This window comes from Streptomyces viridochromogenes, from assembly GCF_001270495.1.
GTDB classification, from domain to species: Bacteria; Actinomycetota; Actinomycetes; order Streptomycetales; family Streptomycetaceae; genus Streptomyces; species Streptomyces viridochromogenes_A.
The window spans coordinates 70,723-92,638 of record NZ_LGUR01000173.1; the positions used below are offsets into that span (position 1 = coordinate 70,723).

Consider the following 21,916-nt stretch of genomic DNA (forward strand, 5'->3'; position numbering starts at 1 on the left):
CGTCACCCGGCCGCGTCATCGGGCCGGGCCGGTCGTGTCATCGGGCCGCTCCGGTCGTGCCGGTGGCTCGGGCCGGTGGGTGCACAGCTGGGCCAGCAGGCGCTGGGCCGGGTCCTTGATCCGGTCCTCGGCCGCGTTCACCTCGGCGACCCGCAGGACGCGTCCGAACAGCGGGTAGCGGTCGGCGCGCCGCTCGATGCGCTGCCGCCGCTTTCTGACGTGGTTGCGGATCGCCCCCCGCCCGCCGGCCTCCGGGCTGAGCGCGAGCACCTGGAAGGGTGTGGCGCGGTACGGGTTGTGCCCGTCGCGCCAGGCCCACGGGTTGTCTGCCACAGGTCATCTCTCCTGGTTCGCCTAGGCCCGCCGCACCGAGAGCAGGCTCTCGAGTGAGCGGACGAACTCCTCCAGCCCCGGGTCGGCAGCCGCGTACGCCCCGGCCGCGTCGAGGAGCCGCCGTGCCCGGGACAGTTCCCGGTCGCCGATGCCGAAGGCGGTGAGCAGGAACTGCGCCTCCACCGCGTCCAGCCACGCCAGGAACCCCGGCAACCCGTCGCCGCGCAGCTCGGCGGCGTCCGCGTAGCGCGGGTCGCCGCCCATCGCCGGGTACAACTCCAGGGCCCGGTCCATGTGTTGTACGGCCTTCCGGGCGCGCCCCCGGGCCTGCTCGATCTCGGAGAGCGAGCCCAGCGCGTCCGGTGAGGGCGCTGCCGTGCCGAGCGCTCCGAACGACCGCAGGGCGAGCAGGAACTCGTGCCGCGCGAGCTCCTTGGCGAGCTCACCGCCGGGCGCGGCGCCGGGGGCGAGCGCGGGCCGGACGAGGGCGTCCACGCGGCGGAGCAGGTCGTCCATCCGCCGTGTCGCGTACGGTTCCTCCCGCAGTCGCTCGACCCAGCTCCGGCTGGTGAAGAGGAGGGCGCGCAGGAGGTCGTGGCTGTCCGGGTCCAGCAGCAGCCATGACTCCAGGACGTCGACCGTCTCCGCGAACCTGCCTTCGGCGACCGCCGCGGGGACGCCGTCGAGCACGTCGCGCACGAGACCGACGCGCGCCTCGGCCACGGTCGCCTGCGGGAACGCGGAGCCGGTCACCAGCCGCACATGCCGCCGTGCCCGGCCGGGATCCGTGAGCCGCAGTCTGGCGGCCAGGGTCAGATGGGGCTCCAGCAGCTGGTACGGCAGCCGTGCGCGCGTCTCGGCCACGACCTCGTCCGGCACCGGGACGCCCAGGGCGGCGTCGAGGCGCTCCCGCATCCGCCGCCAGAAGTCCGGCTCCCCGTGCAGCGCGGCCCAGTACCGCAGTGCCCGCTCGAAGTGGCCGAAGGCGGCGTCGTCGCCGGCGGCCTCCAGGTCGTAGGCGCAGGCGTGGTGCGCGATGGCGAGGTGGTGGACGACCTCGATGTCCTCGGTGTCCTCCCGCTCCCACAGCCGGATCGCCGTACGGGTCCACGGCTGTTGCTCCCCGCCCTGCCACAGTGCCGCGTAGGCGGACTCCGGCTCGGCGGGGAGCAGCGCGCAGAGCTCGGCCCGCAGTCGCTCCAGCTCGGCGGCCAGGGTCTCCAGCTCGCTCCCGGCCGTCATCGGCTCGTCTCCTCCCGGCTCCGCCGGGCGAAGCCGCGGCCCAGCTCCGTGCCCGCGAAGGCCGTCGCCATCGCCTCGTACGTCACCCGGCAGCGGCGCCTGCCCAGCCCCTCGGTGGCCATCGCCCGGGCCTCGCCGGGGTCCTTGCGGAGCAGGGCCAGTTCGGTCGCGAGGAGGTAGACCTCGGCGACCATCGCGGTGTCCGGCAGTGCCCGGTTGAGGTCGAGCGCCTCACCCCGCAGCTCGTGTGCGAGGCCGAGGTCGCCGCGCCGCACCGCCGCCCGGAGGTGCGCCACCAGTTCCTCGGCCCGTTGCCGTGGTGTCGGGGTACGGACCGCCGCTGGCGCCGGGGCGGTCTCGTCCAGGGCGCGCAGGACGGCGCCGGCGTCCGGGTACCGGTCCGTGGCCAGGGGGCTGAGGGCCCGCATGACCACCGCTTCGAGCGGGTGGCCGCGCAGCTCCGGATTGCGGGTGCCGGGCGGCTCCACCTCGCGCAGCTTCAGCCGTACGAGCGCGTCGATGTCGACCCGGCCCCCGTCCCCCGGCGCGGCGGCCCGCAGCTGGTCCTGGCTCGGGAGGCGGCCGGTGAGCATCTCGTAGCAGGTCAGGCCGAGGGCGTAGACGTCGGCCTCGGGGCCCGCGTCCCGCAGTTGCAGGACCTCGGCCGGCAGGTACCACGCCGTCCCGCTGGGAGCGGGGGCGCGGCGCAGCAGGGTGCTGACACGACGCGCCAGCCCGAAGTCGCCGATCTTGAGGGAACCGGACGCCGAGACAAGGATGTTGCCCGGTTTGAGGTCCAGGTGGACGATGCCCCGCTGGTGCAGGAAGGCGAGGCCCTGGCAGAGCTGGACGGCGTGGTCGCGCACGGTCGCGGCCGGGAGCTGGCCGCCGTGCAGCCGCCGCGTCAGGTCGCCGCGGGCCAGTTCCGTCACCATGTACGGCCGTCCCGTGCCGCCGCTGTCGACGCCGGCGTCGTAGCAGGTGAGGAAGCGGTCGCGGATCACCGGATCCGGGCACTCGTCCACCACCCGGATCAACTGCACGGCCTCGCCGAGCAGTTCGTCCGCCGGGACCGTGGGGTCGGTGTCGAAGAGCTTGACCGCCACCTGCCGGAGCGGGTGGCCGAGGGCGCGGTGCTCGGCCCGGTGGACCGTGCCGAACGCGCCCCGGCCGAGCGTCTCGTGCAGCAGGTAGCGCCCGTCGAGCAGGTCAGCCACTGCTGTCCACCACCGTCAGCCGCTCGCCGTCCAGCACGATCCGCGCCCGCTCCACGGCTTCCCCGCGGGCGTCGGCCTCGTCCAGCAGCCGCAGCAGCGGGGCGAAGGCGCCGTCCACGTAGCGGTTCACGCCGCGGGCGGCCTCCGCCGGGCGCCGCGTCATCGCCAGTTCCGCGATCCGCGCCGGTATCTCCGGCTTCCAGCACAGGTCCACACCGAGTTGCGCGGTCACCCGGGCGGCCTGCCGCGTCAGCCCGCCGAGCGCGATGGCTTCGAGCTCGTCCGGCCGGAACGGCTCGAAAAGGACCACCTCGTCGATCCGGTTGAGGAACTCGGGCCGGAAGAACCCCTCCATGATCCGCCGCAGCTGGACGGCGGCCTCCGGCTGCGCCAGACCGGCGAACTCGGCGGCGCCGAGGTTCGAGGTGAGCACGATCACCGAGTCCCGGGCGTCGCGCACCGGTCCCGCGGGGTCGCTGATCCGTCCCTCGTCCAGCAGCCGCAGGAGGGCGTCGAGCACCCTGCCGTCCGCCTTCTCCACCTCGTCGAAGAGCAGCACCCGCCGGGGGTTGTCGCGCAGTCCGTTGGTGAGCTTGCCTTCGCCGTAGCCGACGTATCCGGGTGCGGCGCCGATGAAGTTGTTCATCGACTCCTTGGTGTTGAACTGCCCCATCTCGAAGAAGAGCAGGTCCTGCTCGGATCCGTACACGATGTCGGCGAGCGCGTGGGCGGCCAGGGTCTTGCCGGTGCCGCTGGGGCCGCAGAACAGGAATCTGCCCAGGGGCTGGTCCGCCAGGCGCAGGCCGCGCCTGAGCGACCGGGTGATCCTCTCCAGGGAGGGCGTCAGACGGTCGATGACCGCCTCCCGCCCGATGAGACGCTCGCGCAGCCGGTCGAGGGACTCCTCCAGGGGCGGCATGTGCACGGCTGTGTCCGGCTCCTGGGCGGGGAGTTCCCGGTAGTACTCCTCGGCATAGCGACGCAGCCGGGTGACGTCGATACGGCTGTCCCGGAGGAAGCCCGCGGTCAGGCCGGCCGGAGTGTCGAGCAGCGCGGCGAGCAGGTCCCGCTCGGCGACCAGGTCGCCGCCGCGCCGCGCCGCGACCACGGCCGCGCTCTCCAGCGTGCGGGCGAGCAGCTCCTGGAGGCTGTCGCGGGAGAGCTCCCCGCCGGGGCCGGACGGGACGGAGAAGCCGGAGGAGTCGGAGGAGTCGGAGCCGCCGTCGGTGAGGGACGTCATGCGCAGGCGCAGGACGCGGACGTCCTGGCCCAGGAAGTGGCAACCCTGCTCGATCAGGCCGTTGGGCACCGCGGCCATGGCCCGCAGCAGCAGCGCGGTGGTCAGCGGAGCGGGCCCGGGACCGTCCTCCTGCGCGGACCCCGCGGCCAGCGCGGCCAGCACGCGCCGCGCGCCGGGACCGAAACGGTCGAGCAGCAGCCGGCCGTCACCGCCGAACACCTCGCGGGCCGGGGCCGGCTCGGCGCGGCACTCGCGGACCCACTGGTCGAGGTCGGCCCGCGCGTACTCGCGCAGCAGCAGGTCGGCGGGCGCTTCCAGGCGGGGCAGGACCGCGGCCAGCAGTTCCCGCTCCCCGGCTCCGGGCGGCAGCGCAGCGAGCGCCTCCCGGGTGCCGGTGGCGGCGGTGCGGTAGGTCAGCTCGGTCGGCGGCAGCCCGTCGCGCCGCGGACGCTGGGCACGCAGCGCTTCCACGAACGCCTCCACGGGGATCCGGCTCCGGCCGAAGAGCCCCGCGGCCACGCTGCCCGGCACCCGGCCGAGCGCGATCAGCAGGTGGGACGGCTCGACGTGGGCGGCACCGGTCTCGACGGCCGCGGCGACGGCGCCGGAGAGGCGGTCGGTCGCCGCCAGCAGTGCCGGGTCCAGCCGGTCGATCCCCAGGTTCTGCAACGTCAGGCCTCCCCCGCGGACACTTCGCCGTAGGAAGCGCCCCTTGCGTCTGTTACCCGTGTCGGACTGCCAATACCGTTATAGCCACGCCTTCTTGGGACCCCTCCCGAAGCGGGCCTGATACCCCCGTCCGAGTGCCGGACGACGCGAGGCGGCAGCGTATGCGCGAAACCATCGACTTCGGGATCGACCTCGGGACCGCCCACAGTGCCATCGCGGTGGCGGAGAACGGCAGGGCCCGTGTCCTCAAGAACGGCGACGGCCGGGACCGTACACCGTCCGCGGTGTGGATGCCGCGGGAGGGCACGACCCACGTCGGCCGCAAGGCCCGTGAGCGGGTGGAGTCCGATCCGGACGACGCGCACACCGGGTTCAAGTCCCGGATGGGCGTGACCGGCGCCGAGTTCGGCTTCCGCCGGGCGGGCGTCTCGCTGACCCCCGAGCAGCTGTCCGCCGAGGTGCTGAAGTCGCTGTGCCGGGACGCCGCCCACGCGCTGGGCGAGCCGCCGGCCGCCGCCGTCATCGCGGTTCCGGCGGGCTGCTCACCGGGCCGGGCCGCCGCCACCGGCAGAGCGGCGGTGCTGGCCGGCCTGAGCGAAGACTGCCCTCTGCTCCCCGAGCCGGTCGCGGCGGCGCTCGCCTACGGCGCCTACGGCACGGATGGCGCGGACGGCGCCTCGGGGCCCGTCCACCGGATGGTCTTCGGCCTGGGCGGCGGGGACTTCACGGCCGCCGTGGTGGCGGAGCGGGGCGGCGAGTTCCGGCTGCTGCGGCATGTCGGAGACCCGCGGCTGGGCGGGACGCACCTCGACTGGGCCGTCGTGGACGAGCTGCTGGCGCCGGCCGTCGAAAACGAGCTCGGGCTGCGGGACTTCGTCCGCGGCAATCCGCGGTGGCGGACGAACTTCGCCAGGCTCAGGGCGGCCGCCGAAACCGCCAAGACCGAACTCTCCCGGGCCCGGAGGACGGAGATCATCGCCGATCTCAAGGACGACGACGGCCACGAGCGGCCGTTCCTGTACACGCTGACCCGCGGCGCCCTGGACGACCTGGCCTTGCCGTCGTACGCCCGTGCCGTCGAGTGGTGCCGGAACATGCTGGCCGACGCCTCCCTGCGGCCGGACCACATCGACCGGCTGCTGCTCGTCGGGGGCGGCACGCTCGCCCCGGGCCTGCGCGAGCTGCTCGCCGACCCGCGGCAGGGGCTGGGCATCCCGCTCGACCACAGCCAGGACCCCACCACGGTCGTCGCCCGCGGCGCCGCCCTGCACGCCGGCACCGTGCGCGTGCCCGTACGACGGCCGCGCCCCGCTGCCACCGCCGAGATCACCGACCTGCTGCGTGAGCTCCGGGGCGCGCTCGGCACCTGCGAGAGCCACCTCGACCGGGCCGGGCGGGAGAAGGCGGGCGGGTTCCGGACGCTGGTGGGCGAGTTGCAGCTGACGGTCGACCGGTTCGAGGACGCCCACGGGGCCGGCGGCGGCCCGCACACCGCCGCCCTGATGGGTCAACTCCTGGAGCGGATACGGCAGTTCGAGGGTGCTCTGCTCCGGGATCCCATGCGGTGAGCGCCCGGGACCGGTACGTTCGGGACCCCTCCCGAAGAGGCGCTGCCATAGTCGGCGGGAGCGGGCCCGACACGATCGACGGGGTGCCTTTCAGCGGGCGCCAGGGGGTGGGGATGTGAACCCGAGACACACGCAGGACCGCCTGACCGGCTGGTACCGGCAGTGGAAGCACCCTCGGGAGTTCCGCATCGCCCCGGAGCGGCTGGACGCCGGTCAGCGCGAGCGGATCGTCGGCCATCTCGCCGTACTCGACACCGCCCTCGCGGATCTCGCCGCCGCCCACGCGGACATCGCCACCGCCCAGGCGGCCGCCCGCCGGTCCGCCGCGTCCGCGACCGCCTCGAAGGAGAAGCCGGAGGAGAAGGTCGACACCGCCCGGCTGGCCGAAGCGGCCACCGGCGTGTGGAAGGCGGGGCGGAAACTGGAGCAGCAGGACGACGGGCTGGGGAAGACCTCCCGGCAGATCGGCCGCAGCGTGCGGACGGCACGCCAGGCGCTCCAGGAGGGCATCGAGCTCCGGATCCAGGACCACGACGGGGACGACTACGACCCCGGTCTGTCGCTGAAGGTCCTGTCGTTCGAGGACGACCCGGGCCTCACCCGTGAGGTCGTCCTGGAGACCTTTCTGCCCTCGGTCTATTTCCGCGGACGCCTCATCCAGATGGGTGAGGTCGTCGTCGGCAGGCCGCCTCTTCAATGACTCGCACACGCAGCCGATCGCGGATTCGGCAGGGGAGACCAGATGCGTGAGACCATCGATTTCGGCATCGACCTCGGGACCACCAACAGCGCCGTCGCGGTGGCGGAGGACGGCGGATCCCGGATCATCAAGAACAACGACGGCTGGGACTACACCCCGTCCGCGGTCTGGATGCCGCGGGAGGGAATGACCCACGTCGGCTACCGGGCCCGCCAGCGGGTGGAAGCCGATCCGGACGACGCGCACGCCGAGTTCAAGTCCCAGATGGGCGTGACCGGCGCCGAGTTCGGCTTCCGCCGGGCAGGTGTGTCCCTGACTCCCGAGCAGCTGTCCGCCGAGGTGCTGAAGTCGCTGTGCCAGGACGTCGCGCACGAGCTGGGCGAGCCGCCCGCCGTGGCCGTCATCACGGTGCCCGCGGCGTTCGCGCTGAACCAGTCCAACGCCACCGGCAAGGCGGCGGTGCTGGCCGGGCTCGGGGAGGACTGCCCGCTGCTGCACGAGCCGAACGCGGCCGCGCTCGCCTACGGCGTGGACAACGCCACCGATTCCGCCCACTGGATGGTCTTCGACCTGGGCGGCGGCACGTTCGACGCGGCCGTGATGAGCAAGCGGGACGGGGAACTCCAGCTGCTTCAGCACGCCGGGGACGCGCACCTGGGCGGGAAGAACATCGACTGGGCCGTCGTCGACGAGCTGCTGGCGCCGGCGGCCGGACAAGACCTCGGGCTGCGGGACTTCGTCCGCGGCAACGCGCGGTGGCGGACGAACTTCGCCAAGCTGAAGGCTGCCGCCGAAACCGCCAAGATCGAACTGTCCCGGGCCGGGTCGGCGGAGCTGTTCGTCGACCTCCGGGACGACAACGGTGACGAGCAGGTGTTCTCGTACACGCTGACCCGCGGTGCCCTGGACGACCTAGCCCTTCCCTTCTACACGCGGGCGATCGACCTGTGCCGGAAGGCGCTGGCCGACAGTTCCATGCGGCCGGACCACATCGACCGGCTGCTGCTCGTCGGGGGTGCCACGCTCGCCCCGGGCCTGCGCGACCTGCTCGTCGACCCGCGGGAGGGTCTGGGCATCCCGCTCGACCACAGCCAGGACCCCAGCACGGTCGTCGCGCGCGGCGCCGCGATCTACGCCGGGACCGTGCGCGCCCCCGCGACGCGTCCGCGCCCCCGCGCCGGCGAGTTCACCGCCGACCTGCACTACGAACCGCAGTCACTGGACACCACCCAGGTCCCGGTGGCCGGGACACTGCACAGCACCGGCCGGGTGGACTGGACCGGCTACACCGTCTCCCTGCACAACCCGGACGGGACACCTGCCTTCCACGGCCCGCAGGTCGCCCTCAACGCGAACGGCGCCTTCTACACCACCGTCACCATCACCCGGGACGCCAGGTCCCGGTTCACGGTGGAGCTGACCGACGCCTCGGGCGTCCGGCAGAAGCTCACGCCCGACACGCTGTCCATCACCCACACGAACACCCTGGCGCCGGGGCCGGTCCTGACGCACTCGCTCGGCATCGGCAAGTACGACGGCACCTTCGGCCGGATCCTCAACAGGGGGGCCGCTCTGCCGGTCCAGGACAGCGACACGTTCCGCACGACCATCGCGCTGACCCGCGACAACCCTGACGCGGTCATCCGTATCCCCCTCCTCGAAGGCGAGGAGGACGAGGCCAAGAACAACAAGGAAGTCGGGGAGGTCACCTTCCGCCGCAGCGACCTGCGCTACGACCTTCCGGAGGGCAGCGAGGTCGAAGTGACCTACGAGGTCCGCAAGATCGGGCAGGCCAGGGCCATCGTGGAGACGATGGGGGTGGAGTTCGAGGCCGAGGTGCGGCTGGAGGGCGCCCAGCCGGAGCACGCGGAACTCGTGGCCGCTCTGCGCGCCCTGGAGCGGCGGGCCGCCGAGCTCACCGAACGCGTGCGGGAGTCCCGGGCCACCGACGCGCAGGCCGTCCTGCGCAAGCTGTCCGACGACCTGGCGCGGCTGCGGACGAAGATCGACCATGCGGCCACCGACATGAGCGCCGGCCTGGAATGCGCCCAGCGCCTTCGTGACCTCCAGGCACAGCTCGACCGCATCGAGCGCGAGGCCGTCGAGGCGCCCCGGCTGATGCTGGAGTTCGGGGACGCGGTCAAGAAGTGCGAGGGCCTGCTCCGGCGCGGCGGCGGCACGGCCGAGCGACAGGAACTGGAGCGCCTGCGCGGCCTGGCGAACCAGGCCATGCGGAACGCCGACATCGCCGAGCTGGAGCGGCTGCTGAAGCAGGCGTGGGAGCTCAGTGCCGAGCTGAAGCGCGCCACCGGCGAGCTGGAGTACGACCTGTTCAAGCAGCTGTCCCGGATGGGCCACGTGATGACGCCGCGTGCCGAGGCCCAGGCCGCGATCGCGCAGGGCAGACGCGCCGTCGCCGCCCGCGACCGGGACACCCTCCTGGACGTCATCCAGCAGCTCATCGAGATGCTGCCGCCGGATCTCAAGCCCGGCGGCCCGACCGTGGAACAGAACGGCGGTGTCTGGTGACAGCGACGGAACTCGCGCGGCAGACGGTGCCCGAGCCCCGCACGGACCGCGACCCCGGCACCGAGCTGCGGGCCGAGCTGGTCGTGGCCCGGGCCGCCGCGGCGGCACGCTCCGGCGACCTGGACGCGGCGCTGCGCGAGCTGGACCGGTACGACGACGACCCCGCCGTCACCCGGCACCGCGACGTGACCGATCTGCGGGCCCGCGTGCACGCCCAGCGCGGCGAGCTGGCGGAGGCCGAGCGGTGCTGGCGCCAACTGCTCGACGAGCACCCGCGGGACGAGTCCGCCGCGGCCGGCCTGGCCCGCGTCCGGCGGTTCCGGCGCCGGGGCCCGGCGGCCGCCCTGGGCCGTGCCCGCCACCGGCTGCGGCCCGCCGTCGCCGTCGTCCTGTGCGCCGGCGCGGTCACGGCGGCGACGTGGGGACTCGCCACCCGGCTGCCGTCCGGCACCGGGGAACCCCGGTCCGACTCCGCGGCCGTGGCCCGCGCCGCCGAACAGGACGTACGGCAGGAGCTGACGGAAGAGCGGGAACGCGCCGCGGCCGAGGCCGAGGACCGGCGTACGAAGGCGCTCGACGCCCTCGCGCAGGAGGTCCGTACGCCCGGGACCCGGGTGGAGCGGCACGAGGACTCCGTGGAAGTGGTCTTCGACCAGGGCCTGTTCTCCGAGGCCGCCGAACTGACCGAAACCGGCGCGGCGCGGCTGGCCCTGCTGGGCGAACGCCTCGCCGGGCGGCAGCAGTTGCGCGTCGAAGTCCTCGGGCACATCGCCCAGGTGCCCGACGCGCCTGCCAGCGGCGGCTCGGTCACCTCCCTGTGGCGGGCCATGGCCGCCGCCCGCGCGCTCAGCGACGCCAGTGGCCGGCCGCTCACCGGCTTCTCCGTCGCCAGCGCCGAGCAGCGGGACGCCCCGCACGACACCGACGCGGCGAACCGGACCGTCACGGTGCTCCTGACCCCGCAGACCGCCCCGTAAGACGGCGAACGCGCCGTCGACCTCGCAGAACCTGGGAGGACGCCTTGCCGAACGGCACCGCACCGGTGGCCATGGAGCGCCTTCGCGAGCTCACCGTCCCCGAGCTCTATCAGCGCAACGCCTTCAGAGTGACCGGCATCTCCACCATGGCGACGCGCCGGACGATTCGTCAGCAGAAGCAGCACATCACCACCGCCGCCCGTGCCGGGGTGGACATCCCCGCCCCGGGCGAGCTGCCCGTGCCCGGCAGGCGGAGCGTGGAGCAGTACGGCGCCGCGTTCGACGTCATCGACCATCCGCAGCGCCGGATCGTGGACGAGCTGTTCTGGCTCTGGGACGCCCCCGACGGGGCCTGCGGATGCGACCCCGCGCTGCACCGGGCGCACGACGCGGCCGTACGGGCCCATGCCCGGGCCCTCGACGAGGAGTTGTCCGGGGGCACGGCACCCGCCGAGGGCGAGGGCAGCTGGGGCGCGGCCGCCGCCGGCTGGCAGGACGCGCTCGGCCACCCCGGCTTCTGGGACCATCTCCGGCACCGCGTCACCGCGCTCGACGACCACCGCCTGGCCCCCTCGGCCCTCTCCGCGCTAGAGGACGAGCTCCGCCGCACCCTGATCGCGCCCCTGGCGGTACTCGCCGCCCGGGCGGCGGCGCCACAGCGGATGATCGGGCTCTTCGGCGCCTGGTCGTGGGCCGGCGAGCGGCTGCTGGGCGAGGCGGTCGAGCAGCAGCTGCGGCCGGAGCTGGACTCCGCGCAGCTCGCCCTGGACCGCGCCCGTGACCAGCAGGCCGAGCACACCGTCCGCGCGGTGTCGATCGTGGAGAAGGAGATCGTGCCGCAGCTGACCAGGCTGCGTGCCTTCGACGCCGAGGGTGTACGGCGCACCGTCAGCAAGCTGACCGACCGGGCGGCGCTGCTCCTCAACAACTGCGTCATCTCCCCCGGTTCCGGCCCGTCGCTGCCGGCGGGGGAGGACGCCCGGCTGCTCGACCTGGCCCTGGCGCTGGCCGAGACTGCCGAGACCCGCAGGATCGTCACCGGCAACCGGAAGCACCTGGCGCTCAACTCGGTCGTGAAGTCGATGGAGAGGGTCCGCAAGCTCCTGGACGACAAGCAGGCCGCGAAAGCGGTCGCGGAGATGCGGAACCGGGTGCTGCCGATCCTCACCGAGCTGCGGCAGAGCGAGGACGGGGAAAAGCGGCAGAGCGCGGCCAAGCTCGGCGACACGACGGCGATACTGCTCAACAACTGCGCCATCGCGCTGTCTCCCGGCACCGCGCCCTCGCCCGCGCAGGAGAGCTTCGAACTGCTCGACGAGGCGGCGAAGCTGGCCGAGACGCGGCAGGCGCGCAAGCTCATCAGGAAGAACCGCCGGCGGCTCAACGACCACTCCCGCCTGGGCCCGTACACCGAGGCGCTCGACGCCACCCTGTCCGGCCTCAAGCGTGCGCAGGAACTCCTCCGCGGCAACAAGCCGGACCGCGCCGCCTCGGAGCTTCAGGAACGCGTGCTGCCGCAGGTCAAGAAGCTGGGCGAGTGCAGGGCGTGGAAGATCCGCTTCGCCGCGTCCCGGCTCAGCGACCAGACCGCGGTGCTCCTCAACAACTGTGCCGTGGCGCTCGTCCCCGAGGTCTCGGCGCCCAAGCAGCAGAGCATCCGGCTGCTCAAATCCGCGTTGACCGTGGCCAGGAAGGGAAAGACGCGCCGGCTCGTCACGAAGAACCTCGACGGCTTCCAGTACGCGGAACGGATCTACGGGAACGACCGGTTGTCCACGCTGTCCGGGCTCGGGTCGTCGAACCGGCTCATCGCGTCACCGGGGATCGACGACCAGAGGCTGTCCTATCTGCCGTCCTCCGTGCGCGACGCGCTGATGCGCATGTCCCCCGAGCAGCGGGCCGAGTTCCTCTCGCGTTACCGCGACCTTCTGTGAGGGCGCTCACAGGTCGGTGCCACCGCTGACGTCGAGGTACTGACCGGTGATCCAGCGGGAGTCGTCGGAGGCGAGGAACGCCACCACGTCCGCCACGTCGGAGGGTTTGCCGATCCGGTCGAAGACGGACCGCGCGGCCAGAGCGGCCCGCGCCTCGGGGGTCGTCCTGCGCCGGGCGTTCATGTCCGTCTCGATGAACCCCGGCCCGACCGTGTTGACGGTGATGCCGCGCCCGCCGAGTTCCTTCGCCAGAGCCAGCGTCATCGTGTCCAGCGCGCCCTTGGACATGGCGTACGCGAGGGACTCGGGAAAGGCTCGCCGGGTGGCGAGGGACGAGATGTTGATGATGCGGCCGCCGTCGCGCATCCTCGGCAGCGCGCCCTGTACGAGGAAGAACGGTGCCTTGGCGTTGACGGCGATCATGCGGTCGAAGATCTCGGGGACAGCCTGACCCACCGGCCCCGACCCGCTCGCTCCCGCGTTGTTGACCAGGATGTCGAGGGAGCCTCCGGCATCCGCCGCCTCGGCACCCGCCACCTCCTCGCCCCGCTCCTCGCGCAGCCCCGCGTCGAAGGCGTCGAAGACGGCGGCGGCGTCGCCCGGCACCCCGAGCTCGGCGCCGAGAGGGAAGGCCCGCCCCCCGTTCCGCCGTATCTCCGCGACGACTTCCAGGGCGGCGGCCGCACTGCGTCCGTAGTGGACGGCGACCAGCGCCCCGTCGCGGGCGAGACGTGTGGCGATGGCCCGGCCGATGCCGCGGCCGGCCCCGGTGACCAGTGCGGTCCTGCCGGTCAGTGCGCGTTCGATGTCCACGAAATCCCTGTGTGCTCGGAGATGGAGGAAGTACGGGGGTGCGTAGGGGAAGGGGAACCTGCCGTCAGCGAGCCGGCGTGTCCAGGAACTGCCGGTACCACGCGGCGTGTTCGGCCAGCTCCCGGGCGAATCCGGCTCCGGGATCGACGCCCGCGCCCGCCCAGAAACCGCCGTCCGCGAACCAGTGGTCCACGGCGAGCATGCCGAGGTGGTGCAGCGCGCGTGGCTGTCCGGCGAGGCGGGTCCGGGCCTCCTCGATGTCCAGTGGTGCGCCGGGCAGTCGTAGGCCGAGCCGGTCGGCCACCGTGTCCAGCAGTTCCGAACTGCCCACCGGGTCCGGGTGGTTGACGTGATGGACGCCCGCCAGGTCCCGCTCCGACAGTCCGGCGGCGACCACCGCGCGCCCCAACGCCCGTACGTCGACGACGGAGTGCCGCGCGGTGCGGTCCTTGAGGCCCGCCGACAGTCGTCCCATCAGGGTGACCAGCCCGGGCACCACCCATCGGTCGCCGGCCCCGAGCACCAGGTGCGGGCGCAGCACGACCCCGCCCGCGTCCAGCACATGCCGCTCGGCCGCGGCACGGGCCCGGCTGGTCGGCGAGGCGGGTGCGAGCGGCAACTCCCCCGGAAGCGCGCCGGTGAAGGGCCCTCGTCCGTACACGGCGGCCGTACTCACGTAGACGAAGCGGGCCACGCCGGCGCGTGTCGCCTCCTCGACGAGGGCGCGGGTGCCGTGGTCGTTGACGGCCTCGGTGAGCCGTTCGTCGTCGCCGATGTGGGAGGCGCAGTGCAGGACGACGTCGACGCCGGCGCAGACACCGCGCAGGGACGTCGGATCGGTCAGGTCGGCCCGTACGACATCCGCCGGCGGGGTGCCGTCGTACGGGCCGCCGCCGGGTGGCAGGCTCGCCGGATCGCGCAGGACGAGCCGGACCGGGGGTGGCGTGTCGCCCCGCGCCTCCCGGACGGCCGCGACGACATGGCGTCCGATGAAGCCGCTGCCTCCGGTGACGAGGATGCGTGGTAACAAGGTGGGGCCTCCCTCTGGCTGGCGGATCCGCGCCGCGATCAACAGTCGGTGACGGACCCGCCGAAGGTCAATCCGCTCCCGAGCAAAGGACCCCCCCCCCGTGCGACTGCGCTGTGCTGTGCTCGACGACTTCCAGAACGTGTCGACCGAGGTCGCCGACTGGTCGCCGCTGGCGGACGACGTGGAGGTCGTCCCCTTCACCACCCACTTCCCCGACGAGGACGCCCTGGCCACGGCCCTCGCCGAGTTCGACATCGTGGTGACCCTGCGGGAACGGGTCCCCTTCCCCGCCTCCCTGATCGCCCGGCTCCCCCGGCTGAGGCTGCTGATCGCCTCCGGCATGCGCAACTCGGTCATCGACTACGCCGCCGCCGAGGCGCACGGCGTCACCGTCTGCGGTACGGCCAGTTCGTCCACCCCGCCCGTCGAGCTCACCTGGGCCCTGCTGCTGGGCCTGGCCCGCGGCATCGTCGAGGAGAGCAACGGCCTGCGCTCCGGCGGGCCCTGGCAGCAGACGGTCGGCGCCGACCTGCACGGGCGTCGCCTCGGCGTGCTCGGCCTGGGCAAGATCGGCAGCCGGGTGGCGCAGGTCGGCCTCGCCTTCGGCATGCATGTCAGCGCCTGGAGCCAGAACCTGACCAAGGAGTACGCCGACGAGGTGGGCGTCCACCTGGCCGCCTCCAAGGAGGATCTGCTCGCCGAGAGCGACTTCGTCTCGGTCCACCTCGCCCTGAGCGACCGCACCCGCGGCCTCCTCGGCCCCGCCGAGATCGCGTTGCTCAAGCCGACGGCGTATCTGATCAACACCTCACGCGCGGCGATCGTCGACCAGGACGCCCTGCTCGGTGCCCTGCGTGAGGGCCGTATCGCGGGCGCCGGCGTGGACGTCTTCGACGTCGAGCCCCTCCCCGCCGACCATCCGATGCGCTCGGCGCCCCGTCTCCTCGCGACTCCCCACCTGGGCTATGTCTCGCGGGCCAACTACGCGACGTACTACGGCCAGGCGGTCGAGGACATCCGGGCGTACCTGGCGGGTTCACCGGTTCGACGGCTGCCCTGAAGCCGACGCGCCGGTGCGTCGGCGCGCCGACTGCGGTCAGGCGATGCCGGCGACCCCGGCGGCCGCGTCGGGAGCGGCCGGCCGTCGGTAGATTCCCTCGCTCCGGCTCAGATGGTGCAGGTCCACCAGGTAGCGCCGGAGCGTCACATGGTCGATGTCGTCGCTGTCCTCGCACCAGGCGCGCAGCTTCTCGTCGACGGTCCGCTCCGGGTACTCGACGCCCGGCTCGAAGGACTGCTCGGCGATGTGCCGCAGCACGACCTTCTTGCGGGTCCACCGCGCGGGAAGCCGCACCAGCCGGCCGTCGCGGACGAAGGTCCGCAGGACCAGGTCGACCTGCCGGTCCCCGGACGCCGGGCTCTCGGCGTCCCCGGCGTCGCTCTCCCGCTGTGCCGCCGCTCGCGCGTACTCCTTGAACAGGCCGTACGCGACGCCGAGTTCCCCGTCGTCGCCCGCCGTCACCACGCCCTGCTCCCGCAGCCGTCGCAGCGCGACAGCCGTCTCCTTCGCGGACAGCCCCGCCGCCCGGGCGACCTGCTCGGAGCTCCCCGCGCCCAGCGCCACGGCGGCGAAGGCGCGCACCCGGCTCTCCTCGGCGAACAGTCGGACCAGTTGTTCCGTCGGATCGGTTGCCATGTGTTCGGAGGCTAGTGGACATCCGTCCCGAAGTAGAGCGATTTTCGACGGGGCGCGGCGGGCTGGGCGGGGCTGAGCGGCCCTCAGGCGTACCGGTAGATCTGGGACATGTCCTCCAGATCGTCCGGGGTGACGTCCCACGGTGGCAGTCGCTCGTTCCGGGCGACGATCCGGCCGTACTGGTCACTCCTGCGGCCGGGGGGCTTCGCCGGCACGTAGCGGTGCTTGCGGTGGCGCCGCTGCCAGCGCTGCCACTGCATGTCGACGAAGGCGTGGACCAGCCAGAAGACGGGGTCGTTGACGGAGGCGCCGCCGAGCATGGCGCCGCCGACCCAGCGATGGACCCGGTTGTGGTTGCGCCAGGGGTTGTTGCTTCTGCCCCACCCCTCCATCTTGTTGCGGAAGCCCTTGGTCACCGTCGAGTCCCACGGGGAGACGTCGTAGACCGGATCCTTCAGCGCCCAGTTCAGGTCGTCCCGGGTGGGCAGGGCGATCGGCCGGCGGGAACGGCCCAGGTCCCGGGTGAGGAACTCGACGTTGGTGATGCGCTCCCTGAGGGTCCAGTTGCCGGTCGCGTAGGCGAACGGCCCGGTCATCACCCGCCGGTCCACCGGCCTCCCGTTGCCGCCGAGCAGATCGTCGGTCCAGGGCACCGAGGTGGTCGAACGGTCCCGGGTCCAGTCCCAGTACGGCACGGTCACCGAGTCGTCGACGCTGCGCAGGGCGGTCTCCATGTCGAGCACGAACTGGCGGTGCCAGGGCAGGAAGGAGGGCGTCATGTGGGCGGCGCGCAGACCCCGGTCACCGTCCCCACGGAAGTGCTCGATGTGCAGCCGTACGAACTCGTCGTACTCGCCACGCCGTTTGACCTCCAGCAGTGCCTCGACGAACCGACGCCGCTCGCTGGACGTCAGCTTGCTCACGTTCTTACGCACGTACACCATGCTGTGCCTCCCCGTGCGGGTGCCCGCCGCCGAACGGCCCGGGGGCCAGGTCATGCAACCGCCGCAGGGGACCGAGCTCGTCGACGGCGGCGCGGGTCGCCTCCAGCGGGGTCCGGTACCAGCTGTAGTGGTCGACCATGCTCAGCCAGGTGCCGTCGGCACGACGCATCAGATGCAGCGGCCGGCCGTCCACGGTGACCTGCCATTCGGCTCCGAGGGCGGACAGGCCCTGGAGGGGAAGGGGGGCGCCCTGGATGCGGCGACCGCGGTAGGTCTCGTCGAAGGGGGTGCCGCTGTCCCGCTTCCCGTCCGCGGGCTGCGCGGGCCGGGAGGCGGTGACGACCGGGGCGAGCGCCACGGCGGCGGAGGCGAGCAGCACCCGCGCGACCTCCCGCCGTGTCCGCCTCTCCGGCTCGCTCCGCTCCGGGGCGTCCGCCCCCTGCACCGCACCCACCGACACTCCGTCTGCACTGACGGCCATCGCTCACTCCTCGTACGGTTCGGCTGTTCGTACGAGTAACCGAGCGAGACGGCCCACGGTCACCACGGAAGCGCCCATACGGTGCAATGGTCAGCTGGTCCAGAAGTCCCACCAGCGGGTCAGGATCAGCATGCCGACGATCCCGATGTGCAGCACCGGAACCACCCAGGTGAACTCCGTGAAGAAGGTCCGTACCGGGCCCGGCGCGGGCAGGAAGTCGTGGCGCACGACGAACGACGTCACGTACCAGAACAGCGGGATCGTCCCGAGCCAGGCCAGACAGCACCACAGGCACAGGGCGTCGATCCGGTACAGGGACTCGTACTGAAGCCAGGAGACGAAGCCGATCCCGAAGAGGCATCCGGCCGCGAAGGTCAGCCAGTACCAGCGCGGATAGGCGGCCCCGGCCAGCAGACTGACGCCGACACAGATCACGATGCCGTAGGCCACGAGGCCCAGCATCGGGTTGGGGAATCCGAGGGCCTCGGCCTGGTCGCTCTCCATCACGCTGCCGCAGGACACCACGGGGTTCAGGCTGCATCCCGGCGTGAAGTCCGGGTCCTCAAGCAGCTTGAACTTGTCGAGGGTGATGACCCATGAGGCCACCAGCCCGGCCGCCCCGCAGACCACCAGCAGCAGGGCGAACGCCCGGCTGCCACCGGCGGCCGGGCGCGTCGGGCGGCGCACGGAGGCGCTTGAGTCAGGGGCCATCGCGCGACCATATCGACGGTCCGGAGAGCGCCCTGGGGCTCGCTCACCCGACCGGCCGACGACACGGGGTCCATCCCGCCCGATCGAGGGACGACCGCCGATGTCGTCAGCGGTAGACGCGGAGGTAGTCGACGTCGAAGGTGATCGGTGCCGGGCCGCGGGGGGCCGGGTGGTACTCACCGGCGCTCAGCGACAGGTTCAGGATCAGGTACGCCGACCAGTGGGGGCCGACGCCGGTGCCGTCGGAGAAGACGCGCTCGCCGTTGACGTACCACTCGACGCGGTGCGCGCCGTAGCCGGTCCCGATGGTGACCCGTCTGTCCGGGCCGATCGCGTCGACGTCGGTGTGGTACGTCGTGGCGCGGTTGACGTGGTTGGACAGCTCCAGCAGGTTCGGGTTGTCCGGGTGGTACTCGAAGGAGTCGACCTCGTTGTGGCCGTCCTTCCAGGTCCACAGCGCCGGCCAGGCCCCGGTCCCGGAGGGCAGTCGGACGCGGGTCTCGACGTAGTCCCCGGTCCGCACCTGGAAGCCCTCGGCGGAGTACTCGGTGGTGAGCAGCCCGGTGTGCCAGGCCTGTCGGCCGTTCTCCAGAGTGCGGCCGGCCGGTACGGCGGTGAAGGTGGCCACGCCGTTCGAGACGGTCACACAGCCGGGGGTGAGCCAGTCCAGTTTGCTGTCGTCCGGGTTGTGGTCGCAGTAGCGGTAGGCGCTCGATCTGTCGCCGACCCATCTGGCGCCCCAGGCGATCGGGGTGTTGAACTCCTCGGACCAGATGAGCGACCTGCCAGGGATCGTGGTCGGCGTGAAGGTGTCGCTGTGGGTGGTCATGGCGGCGAGGGTAGGCCGAGCGGGACATCCCGGCGGACCGGCTCGACGACGGTTCCGATGACAATTCTGAAATTCATCTTTCAGGTCGCGCAGGCGGCCCAACCGGCCGGGTGCACCATACGATCAATTGATTCGCCGACCAGATGCCAATCCCTCGGAATCCCTCTGCGCATTACATTCTTCACCCCCGCGACTTTCATGCGTATGGAGTAGCGCGTCGCATTTGCGGCGCCCTTGGACTGCTATGTTCTCCAACCGTCGGATCAGAGGTACTTTCAAGCGAGGTGAATCATGAAGAAGGCAGTTTTCACCACGGCGGCGTTGGCCATCGGTGCGGGTCTTGTGGGTGGCTCCGCCGCCGCGGCGGTCGCCGCCGGGGGTTCGGGTATTTCCACCAGCCCGCTCGGTCTCATGTCCCCGACCAAGGTGACGCCGGCGGTCGTGCCCGCGGCCGATGTCGTGACGCGGCTGGCCCGTGACGGCGGTGTCGCCAAGGGCAGCGCGTTCGACAAGAACAAGTCGGGGGGCATGTCCGGCGTCTACCTGGACGGCATGGACCCGAACGCCGCCAAGCGGCCCACGATTCCGGTGAAGAACCCGGCCGGAAGCGGTGAGGTCCAGATCCACCCGCTGCACGCGCCGACGGCCACCGGGCTCGGCACCCTGCTCCCCAACAAGTGACGACCCGGCATATTTTGAGTCGGCCGTACCGGCGCCTGCCGGCCCCGGAATTCTGAGACTCTGATCCGGTTCTCGACAGCCGGAGACCGCCGGCCGGCCCGGACACGTGGATCCGGGCCCGCAGGCGCCACCTCCGCATTGCGGCGGGCCCGCACCCACTGGCTCCCCGCGAACCATGCGTCCGGCCCATCGGCCCTCACCCGCCGGTGGGCCGGACGCATGTCGGCGCCCGTTCCGGCCGGCTTTATTCAGTCGGACCGAAAATTCCCCGGAACGCCACACGGATTCCATCCCGGGCGAAACCCGGGCGCACCGGCGGGCACACCGCATTGCGCCATCCGATGGAATCTGGCCACGTTTGAATGTTCCCACCGTGACTTATGCATGCATATACGGGTTTCCTTTTCGTAAGCGTGCGCAACCGTGAATTAGGAAGGAACCGAGTTGCCCAAGAAGTTCGCGGTCATCACGGCCCTCGCCCTCAGCACCGTCGTCGGCACCGCCGGCCTTGCCTCCGCTGGTGAATACGACGGCAACGGCAAGACCACCACCGTCAAGGGCGGTGACGGCTTCTCGTCGTCCCCCGTCGTCGTGAACGCGCCCCAGCAGGGCGTTCTCATCGTCAACGGCACCGTCGTCGACGGTCGCTGCCTCGCCCCGTGGTCCAACGGAGCCGTTCTCGGCGGCGTCGTCCCACCGAACTCGCACTACGCCGCCTGCAACACGGCCAAGGTCGACCAGGCGCAGAACGCCCCGTACTCCGGCGGCTTCCTGTTCTGACCTCTGCTCCGAGCTATTCGCAGCACGTGAATTACCCCAACGCAGCCCCGAAAGGCGCAACTCATGCGTAAGAAGGTTACGGCCATCTCCGCGCTCGCGGCAGGCATCGCCCTCGCGACCGGCGGCACCGCCGCGGCTGACGCTGACACCACCACCGTCAAGGGCGGCACCGGCTTCTCGTCGTCCCCGGTCGTCGTGAACGAGCCCCAGCAGGGCGTCGCCGTCGTCAACGGCACGGTCGTCGACCTCCGCTGTGCCGTGCCGTGGTCGAACGGTGCCGTCCTCGGTGGCGTCGTCGCCCCGAACTCGCACTACGCCTCCTGCAACACGGCCAAGATCGACCAGGCGCAGAACGCCCAGTACAAGGGCGGACTCCTGTTCTGACTCCTGCTCCGAGCAATTCGGAGCAGGTAAATCCCGAACGCAGCCCGGAAAGGCTCAACTCATGCGTAAGAAGGTTACGGCCATCTCGGCCATCGCCGCGGGCATCGTCCTCGCGACCGGCGGCACCGCCGCTGCCGACGGTGACACCACCACGGTCAAGGGCGGTAGCGGCTTCTCGGCGTCCCCGGTCGTCGTGAACGAGCCCCAGCAGGGCATCGCCGTCGTCAACGGCGCCCTGCTCGACGCTCGCTGCCTCGCCCCGTGGTCGAACGGCGCCGTCCTCGGCGGCGTCGCTGCTCCGAACTCGCACTACGCCGCCTGCAACACGGCCAAGATCGACCAGGCGCAGAACGCCGGGTACCACGGCGGTCTCCTGTTCTGAGCAGTGCTTCACCCGATGGCGGTCCGCCGGATTTCCGGTGGACCGCCATCGTTGTGTGCGCGCCCGCCGACGAGAGGTGCGGCGCACACGAAGACCGTGGGCCCCGTCTGCGCCAGCGTGCAGACGGGGCCCACGGTCAAGGAGCGCCAGCAAGGAGGAAAGAGCGCCCATTCAGTTGGTCCAACGGAGTTTTTCTCCCCGTGGTCACCCTGAATCCTCCGTTCGGCCCAACCGGAATACCAAAGGGCAATCGCACTCTCCCGAACCCGCCCGTACATACCGAAGGGCCGGCTCCGAGTGACACGGAGCCGGCCCTGGTCATCGAGCCGAAGGCGACGGCACGACAGAAAGGAACGATGGTCTGCCTGACCGCCTACCTGATCGGAAGCCCGCCGAGCAGCCGGCCGTCGACGGGGTTCGGCAGGGCGCCGCCGAAGACGGGGGTCTTCACCATTCCCTGCGACTGCACGCCCTTCTTCACCTTGTCCGCGGTGCGCTTCACACCGTTCCCCACGTAGCCCGTGGGCACCTTGGCGGCCGAGGGGAGGCTGCGGGCGACCGTCTTCCCGTTGTCGACGAGGCCCGTCGCCGGCATGTCCACCGCCGCGGCGCCGGGCACGGCGGCACCGGCGATGGCGAGGGAGCCGGCGACGACAGCAGCAGCCTTCAGGTTCTTCATCATGTTCCTTTCCAGGAAACTCGGTCTCGGTTCTCCTGGGCTAACGAGAGGGGATGCCCCGGGAAACCCCCGTGGCTCCAAATGGGTGGTCCCGTGC

General features: G+C 72.0%; 22 protein-coding genes. 10 read left to right on the top strand and 12 right to left on the bottom strand.

Annotation, left to right across the window (positions count from 1 at the left end; all coding sequences use genetic code 11):
* Window positions 1-15 precede the first annotated feature (15 nt).
* From ADK36_RS17455 to ADK36_RS17470, 4 genes are read right to left on the bottom strand one after another with little or no spacing between them, the layout of a single operon-like run.
* Entirely contained in the window at window positions 16-333 is a 318-nt protein-coding gene (locus ADK36_RS17455) for a hypothetical protein (RefSeq protein WP_048584916.1), read from the bottom strand.
* A gap of 21 nt (window positions 334-354) precedes the next feature.
* Window positions 355-1,575, bottom strand: a complete 1,221-nt coding sequence (locus ADK36_RS17460) for a hypothetical protein (protein WP_048584917.1) — start codon at window positions 1,573-1,575, stop codon at window positions 355-357.
* Window positions 1,572-2,792 carry a serine/threonine-protein kinase gene (locus tag ADK36_RS17465; protein ID WP_048584918.1) on the bottom strand — a complete coding sequence of 407 codons (1,221 nt, stop codon included), beginning with the start codon at window positions 2,790-2,792 and terminating at the stop codon, window positions 1,572-1,574. The genes ADK36_RS17460 and ADK36_RS17465 overlap by 4 nt, the downstream gene beginning before the upstream one ends.
* The gene (locus ADK36_RS17470; protein WP_053198192.1) at window positions 2,785-4,701 is read right to left on the bottom strand and encodes an AAA family ATPase; all 1,917 of its coding nucleotides are present in this window, start codon (window positions 4,699-4,701) and stop codon (window positions 2,785-2,787) included. Before ADK36_RS17470 ends, ADK36_RS17465 begins: the two co-directional genes overlap by 8 nt.
* 161 nt (window positions 4,702-4,862) lie before the next feature.
* Between ADK36_RS17470 and ADK36_RS17475 the strand changes: the two genes are divergently transcribed.
* The 5 genes from ADK36_RS17475 to ADK36_RS17495 all read left to right on the top strand — a co-directional run bounded on the left by ADK36_RS17475 (window position 4,863) and on the right by ADK36_RS17495 (window position 12,409).
* Window positions 4,863-6,269, top strand: coding sequence for an Hsp70 family protein (locus tag ADK36_RS17475; RefSeq protein WP_053198194.1), 1,407 nt, complete (start codon window positions 4,863-4,865; stop codon window positions 6,267-6,269).
* Between the two features lie 115 nt (window positions 6,270-6,384).
* The gene (locus ADK36_RS17480) at window positions 6,385-6,969 is read left to right on the top strand and encodes a hypothetical protein (protein ID WP_053084739.1); all 585 of its coding nucleotides are present in this window, start codon (window positions 6,385-6,387) and stop codon (window positions 6,967-6,969) included.
* 42 nt (window positions 6,970-7,011) lie between these two features.
* The gene (locus ADK36_RS17485; RefSeq protein ID WP_048584920.1) at window positions 7,012-9,498 is read left to right on the top strand and encodes an Hsp70 family protein; all 2,487 of its coding nucleotides are present in this window, start codon (window positions 7,012-7,014) and stop codon (window positions 9,496-9,498) included.
* Complete coding sequence (locus tag ADK36_RS17490; RefSeq protein ID WP_053198196.1) at window positions 9,495-10,475, top strand: hypothetical protein; 981 nt, start codon at window positions 9,495-9,497, stop codon at window positions 10,473-10,475. The genes ADK36_RS17485 and ADK36_RS17490 overlap by 4 nt, the downstream gene beginning before the upstream one ends.
* Before the next feature lie 44 nt (window positions 10,476-10,519).
* Window positions 10,520-12,409, top strand: coding sequence for a hypothetical protein (locus tag ADK36_RS17495; protein WP_053198198.1), 1,890 nt, complete (start codon window positions 10,520-10,522; stop codon window positions 12,407-12,409).
* A gap of 6 nt (window positions 12,410-12,415) precedes the next feature.
* On the opposite strand, the gene ADK36_RS17500 is transcribed toward ADK36_RS17495, so the two are convergent.
* Entirely contained in the window at window positions 12,416-13,222 is an 807-nt protein-coding gene (locus tag ADK36_RS17500; protein WP_199830200.1) for an SDR family oxidoreductase, read from the bottom strand.
* Window positions 13,223-13,286: 64 nt separating this feature from the next.
* A complete protein-coding gene (locus tag ADK36_RS17505; RefSeq protein WP_053198199.1) occupies window positions 13,287-14,252 on the bottom strand; it encodes an NAD-dependent epimerase/dehydratase family protein in 966 nt (321 codons plus the stop codon).
* Window positions 14,253-14,352: 100 nt separating this feature from the next.
* On the opposite strand from ADK36_RS17505, the gene ADK36_RS17510 reads away from it, so the two are divergent.
* On the top strand, window positions 14,353-15,312 hold the full coding sequence (locus ADK36_RS17510) for a D-2-hydroxyacid dehydrogenase family protein (protein WP_053198201.1): 960 nt from the start codon (window positions 14,353-14,355) through the stop codon (window positions 15,310-15,312).
* A gap of 36 nt (window positions 15,313-15,348) precedes the next feature.
* Here ADK36_RS17510 and ADK36_RS17515 read toward each other — a convergent pair whose 3' ends face one another.
* The 5 genes from ADK36_RS17515 to ADK36_RS17535 all read right to left on the bottom strand — a co-directional run bounded on the left by ADK36_RS17515 (window position 15,349) and on the right by ADK36_RS17535 (window position 18,913).
* The gene (locus tag ADK36_RS17515) at window positions 15,349-15,948 is read right to left on the bottom strand and encodes a DUF2087 domain-containing protein (protein WP_048584925.1); all 600 of its coding nucleotides are present in this window, start codon (window positions 15,946-15,948) and stop codon (window positions 15,349-15,351) included.
* An 83-nt stretch (window positions 15,949-16,031) separates the two neighbouring features.
* Window positions 16,032-16,892 carry a tyrosinase family protein gene (locus tag ADK36_RS17520; protein WP_048584926.1) on the bottom strand — a complete coding sequence of 287 codons (861 nt, stop codon included), beginning with the start codon at window positions 16,890-16,892 and terminating at the stop codon, window positions 16,032-16,034.
* A complete protein-coding gene (locus ADK36_RS17525; protein WP_048584927.1) occupies window positions 16,876-17,373 on the bottom strand; it encodes a tyrosinase family oxidase copper chaperone in 498 nt (165 codons plus the stop codon). Before ADK36_RS17525 ends, ADK36_RS17520 begins: the two co-directional genes overlap by 17 nt.
* 90 nt (window positions 17,374-17,463) lie before the next feature.
* Complete coding sequence (locus ADK36_RS17530) at window positions 17,464-18,084, bottom strand: vitamin K epoxide reductase family protein (protein ID WP_048584928.1); 621 nt, start codon at window positions 18,082-18,084, stop codon at window positions 17,464-17,466.
* A 106-nt stretch (window positions 18,085-18,190) separates the two neighbouring features.
* Window positions 18,191-18,913 (bottom strand): glycoside hydrolase family 16 protein, encoded by a 723-nt coding sequence (locus ADK36_RS17535; RefSeq protein ID WP_053198203.1) that lies wholly within the window; start codon window positions 18,911-18,913, stop codon window positions 18,191-18,193.
* A gap of 291 nt (window positions 18,914-19,204) precedes the next feature.
* On the opposite strand from ADK36_RS17535, the gene ADK36_RS17540 reads away from it, so the two are divergent.
* The 4 genes from ADK36_RS17540 to ADK36_RS17555 all read left to right on the top strand — a co-directional run bounded on the left by ADK36_RS17540 (window position 19,205) and on the right by ADK36_RS17555 (window position 21,140).
* Entirely contained in the window at window positions 19,205-19,594 is a 390-nt protein-coding gene (locus ADK36_RS17540; protein WP_234329789.1) for a hypothetical protein, read from the top strand.
* Window positions 19,595-20,038: 444 nt separating this feature from the next.
* Window positions 20,039-20,374 carry a hypothetical protein gene (locus ADK36_RS17545; protein ID WP_048584930.1) on the top strand — a complete coding sequence of 112 codons (336 nt, stop codon included), beginning with the start codon at window positions 20,039-20,041 and terminating at the stop codon, window positions 20,372-20,374.
* 63 nt (window positions 20,375-20,437) lie between these two features.
* Window positions 20,438-20,758 carry a hypothetical protein gene (locus tag ADK36_RS17550; RefSeq protein WP_048584931.1) on the top strand — a complete coding sequence of 107 codons (321 nt, stop codon included), beginning with the start codon at window positions 20,438-20,440 and terminating at the stop codon, window positions 20,756-20,758.
* Between the two features lie 61 nt (window positions 20,759-20,819).
* Window positions 20,820-21,140 carry a hypothetical protein gene (locus tag ADK36_RS17555; protein ID WP_048584932.1) on the top strand — a complete coding sequence of 107 codons (321 nt, stop codon included), beginning with the start codon at window positions 20,820-20,822 and terminating at the stop codon, window positions 21,138-21,140.
* A 373-nt stretch (window positions 21,141-21,513) separates the two neighbouring features.
* On the opposite strand, the gene ADK36_RS17560 is transcribed toward ADK36_RS17555, so the two are convergent.
* The gene (locus ADK36_RS17560; protein ID WP_048584933.1) at window positions 21,514-21,819 is read right to left on the bottom strand and encodes a hypothetical protein; all 306 of its coding nucleotides are present in this window, start codon (window positions 21,817-21,819) and stop codon (window positions 21,514-21,516) included.
* Between the last annotated feature and the right edge of the window lie 97 nt (window positions 21,820-21,916).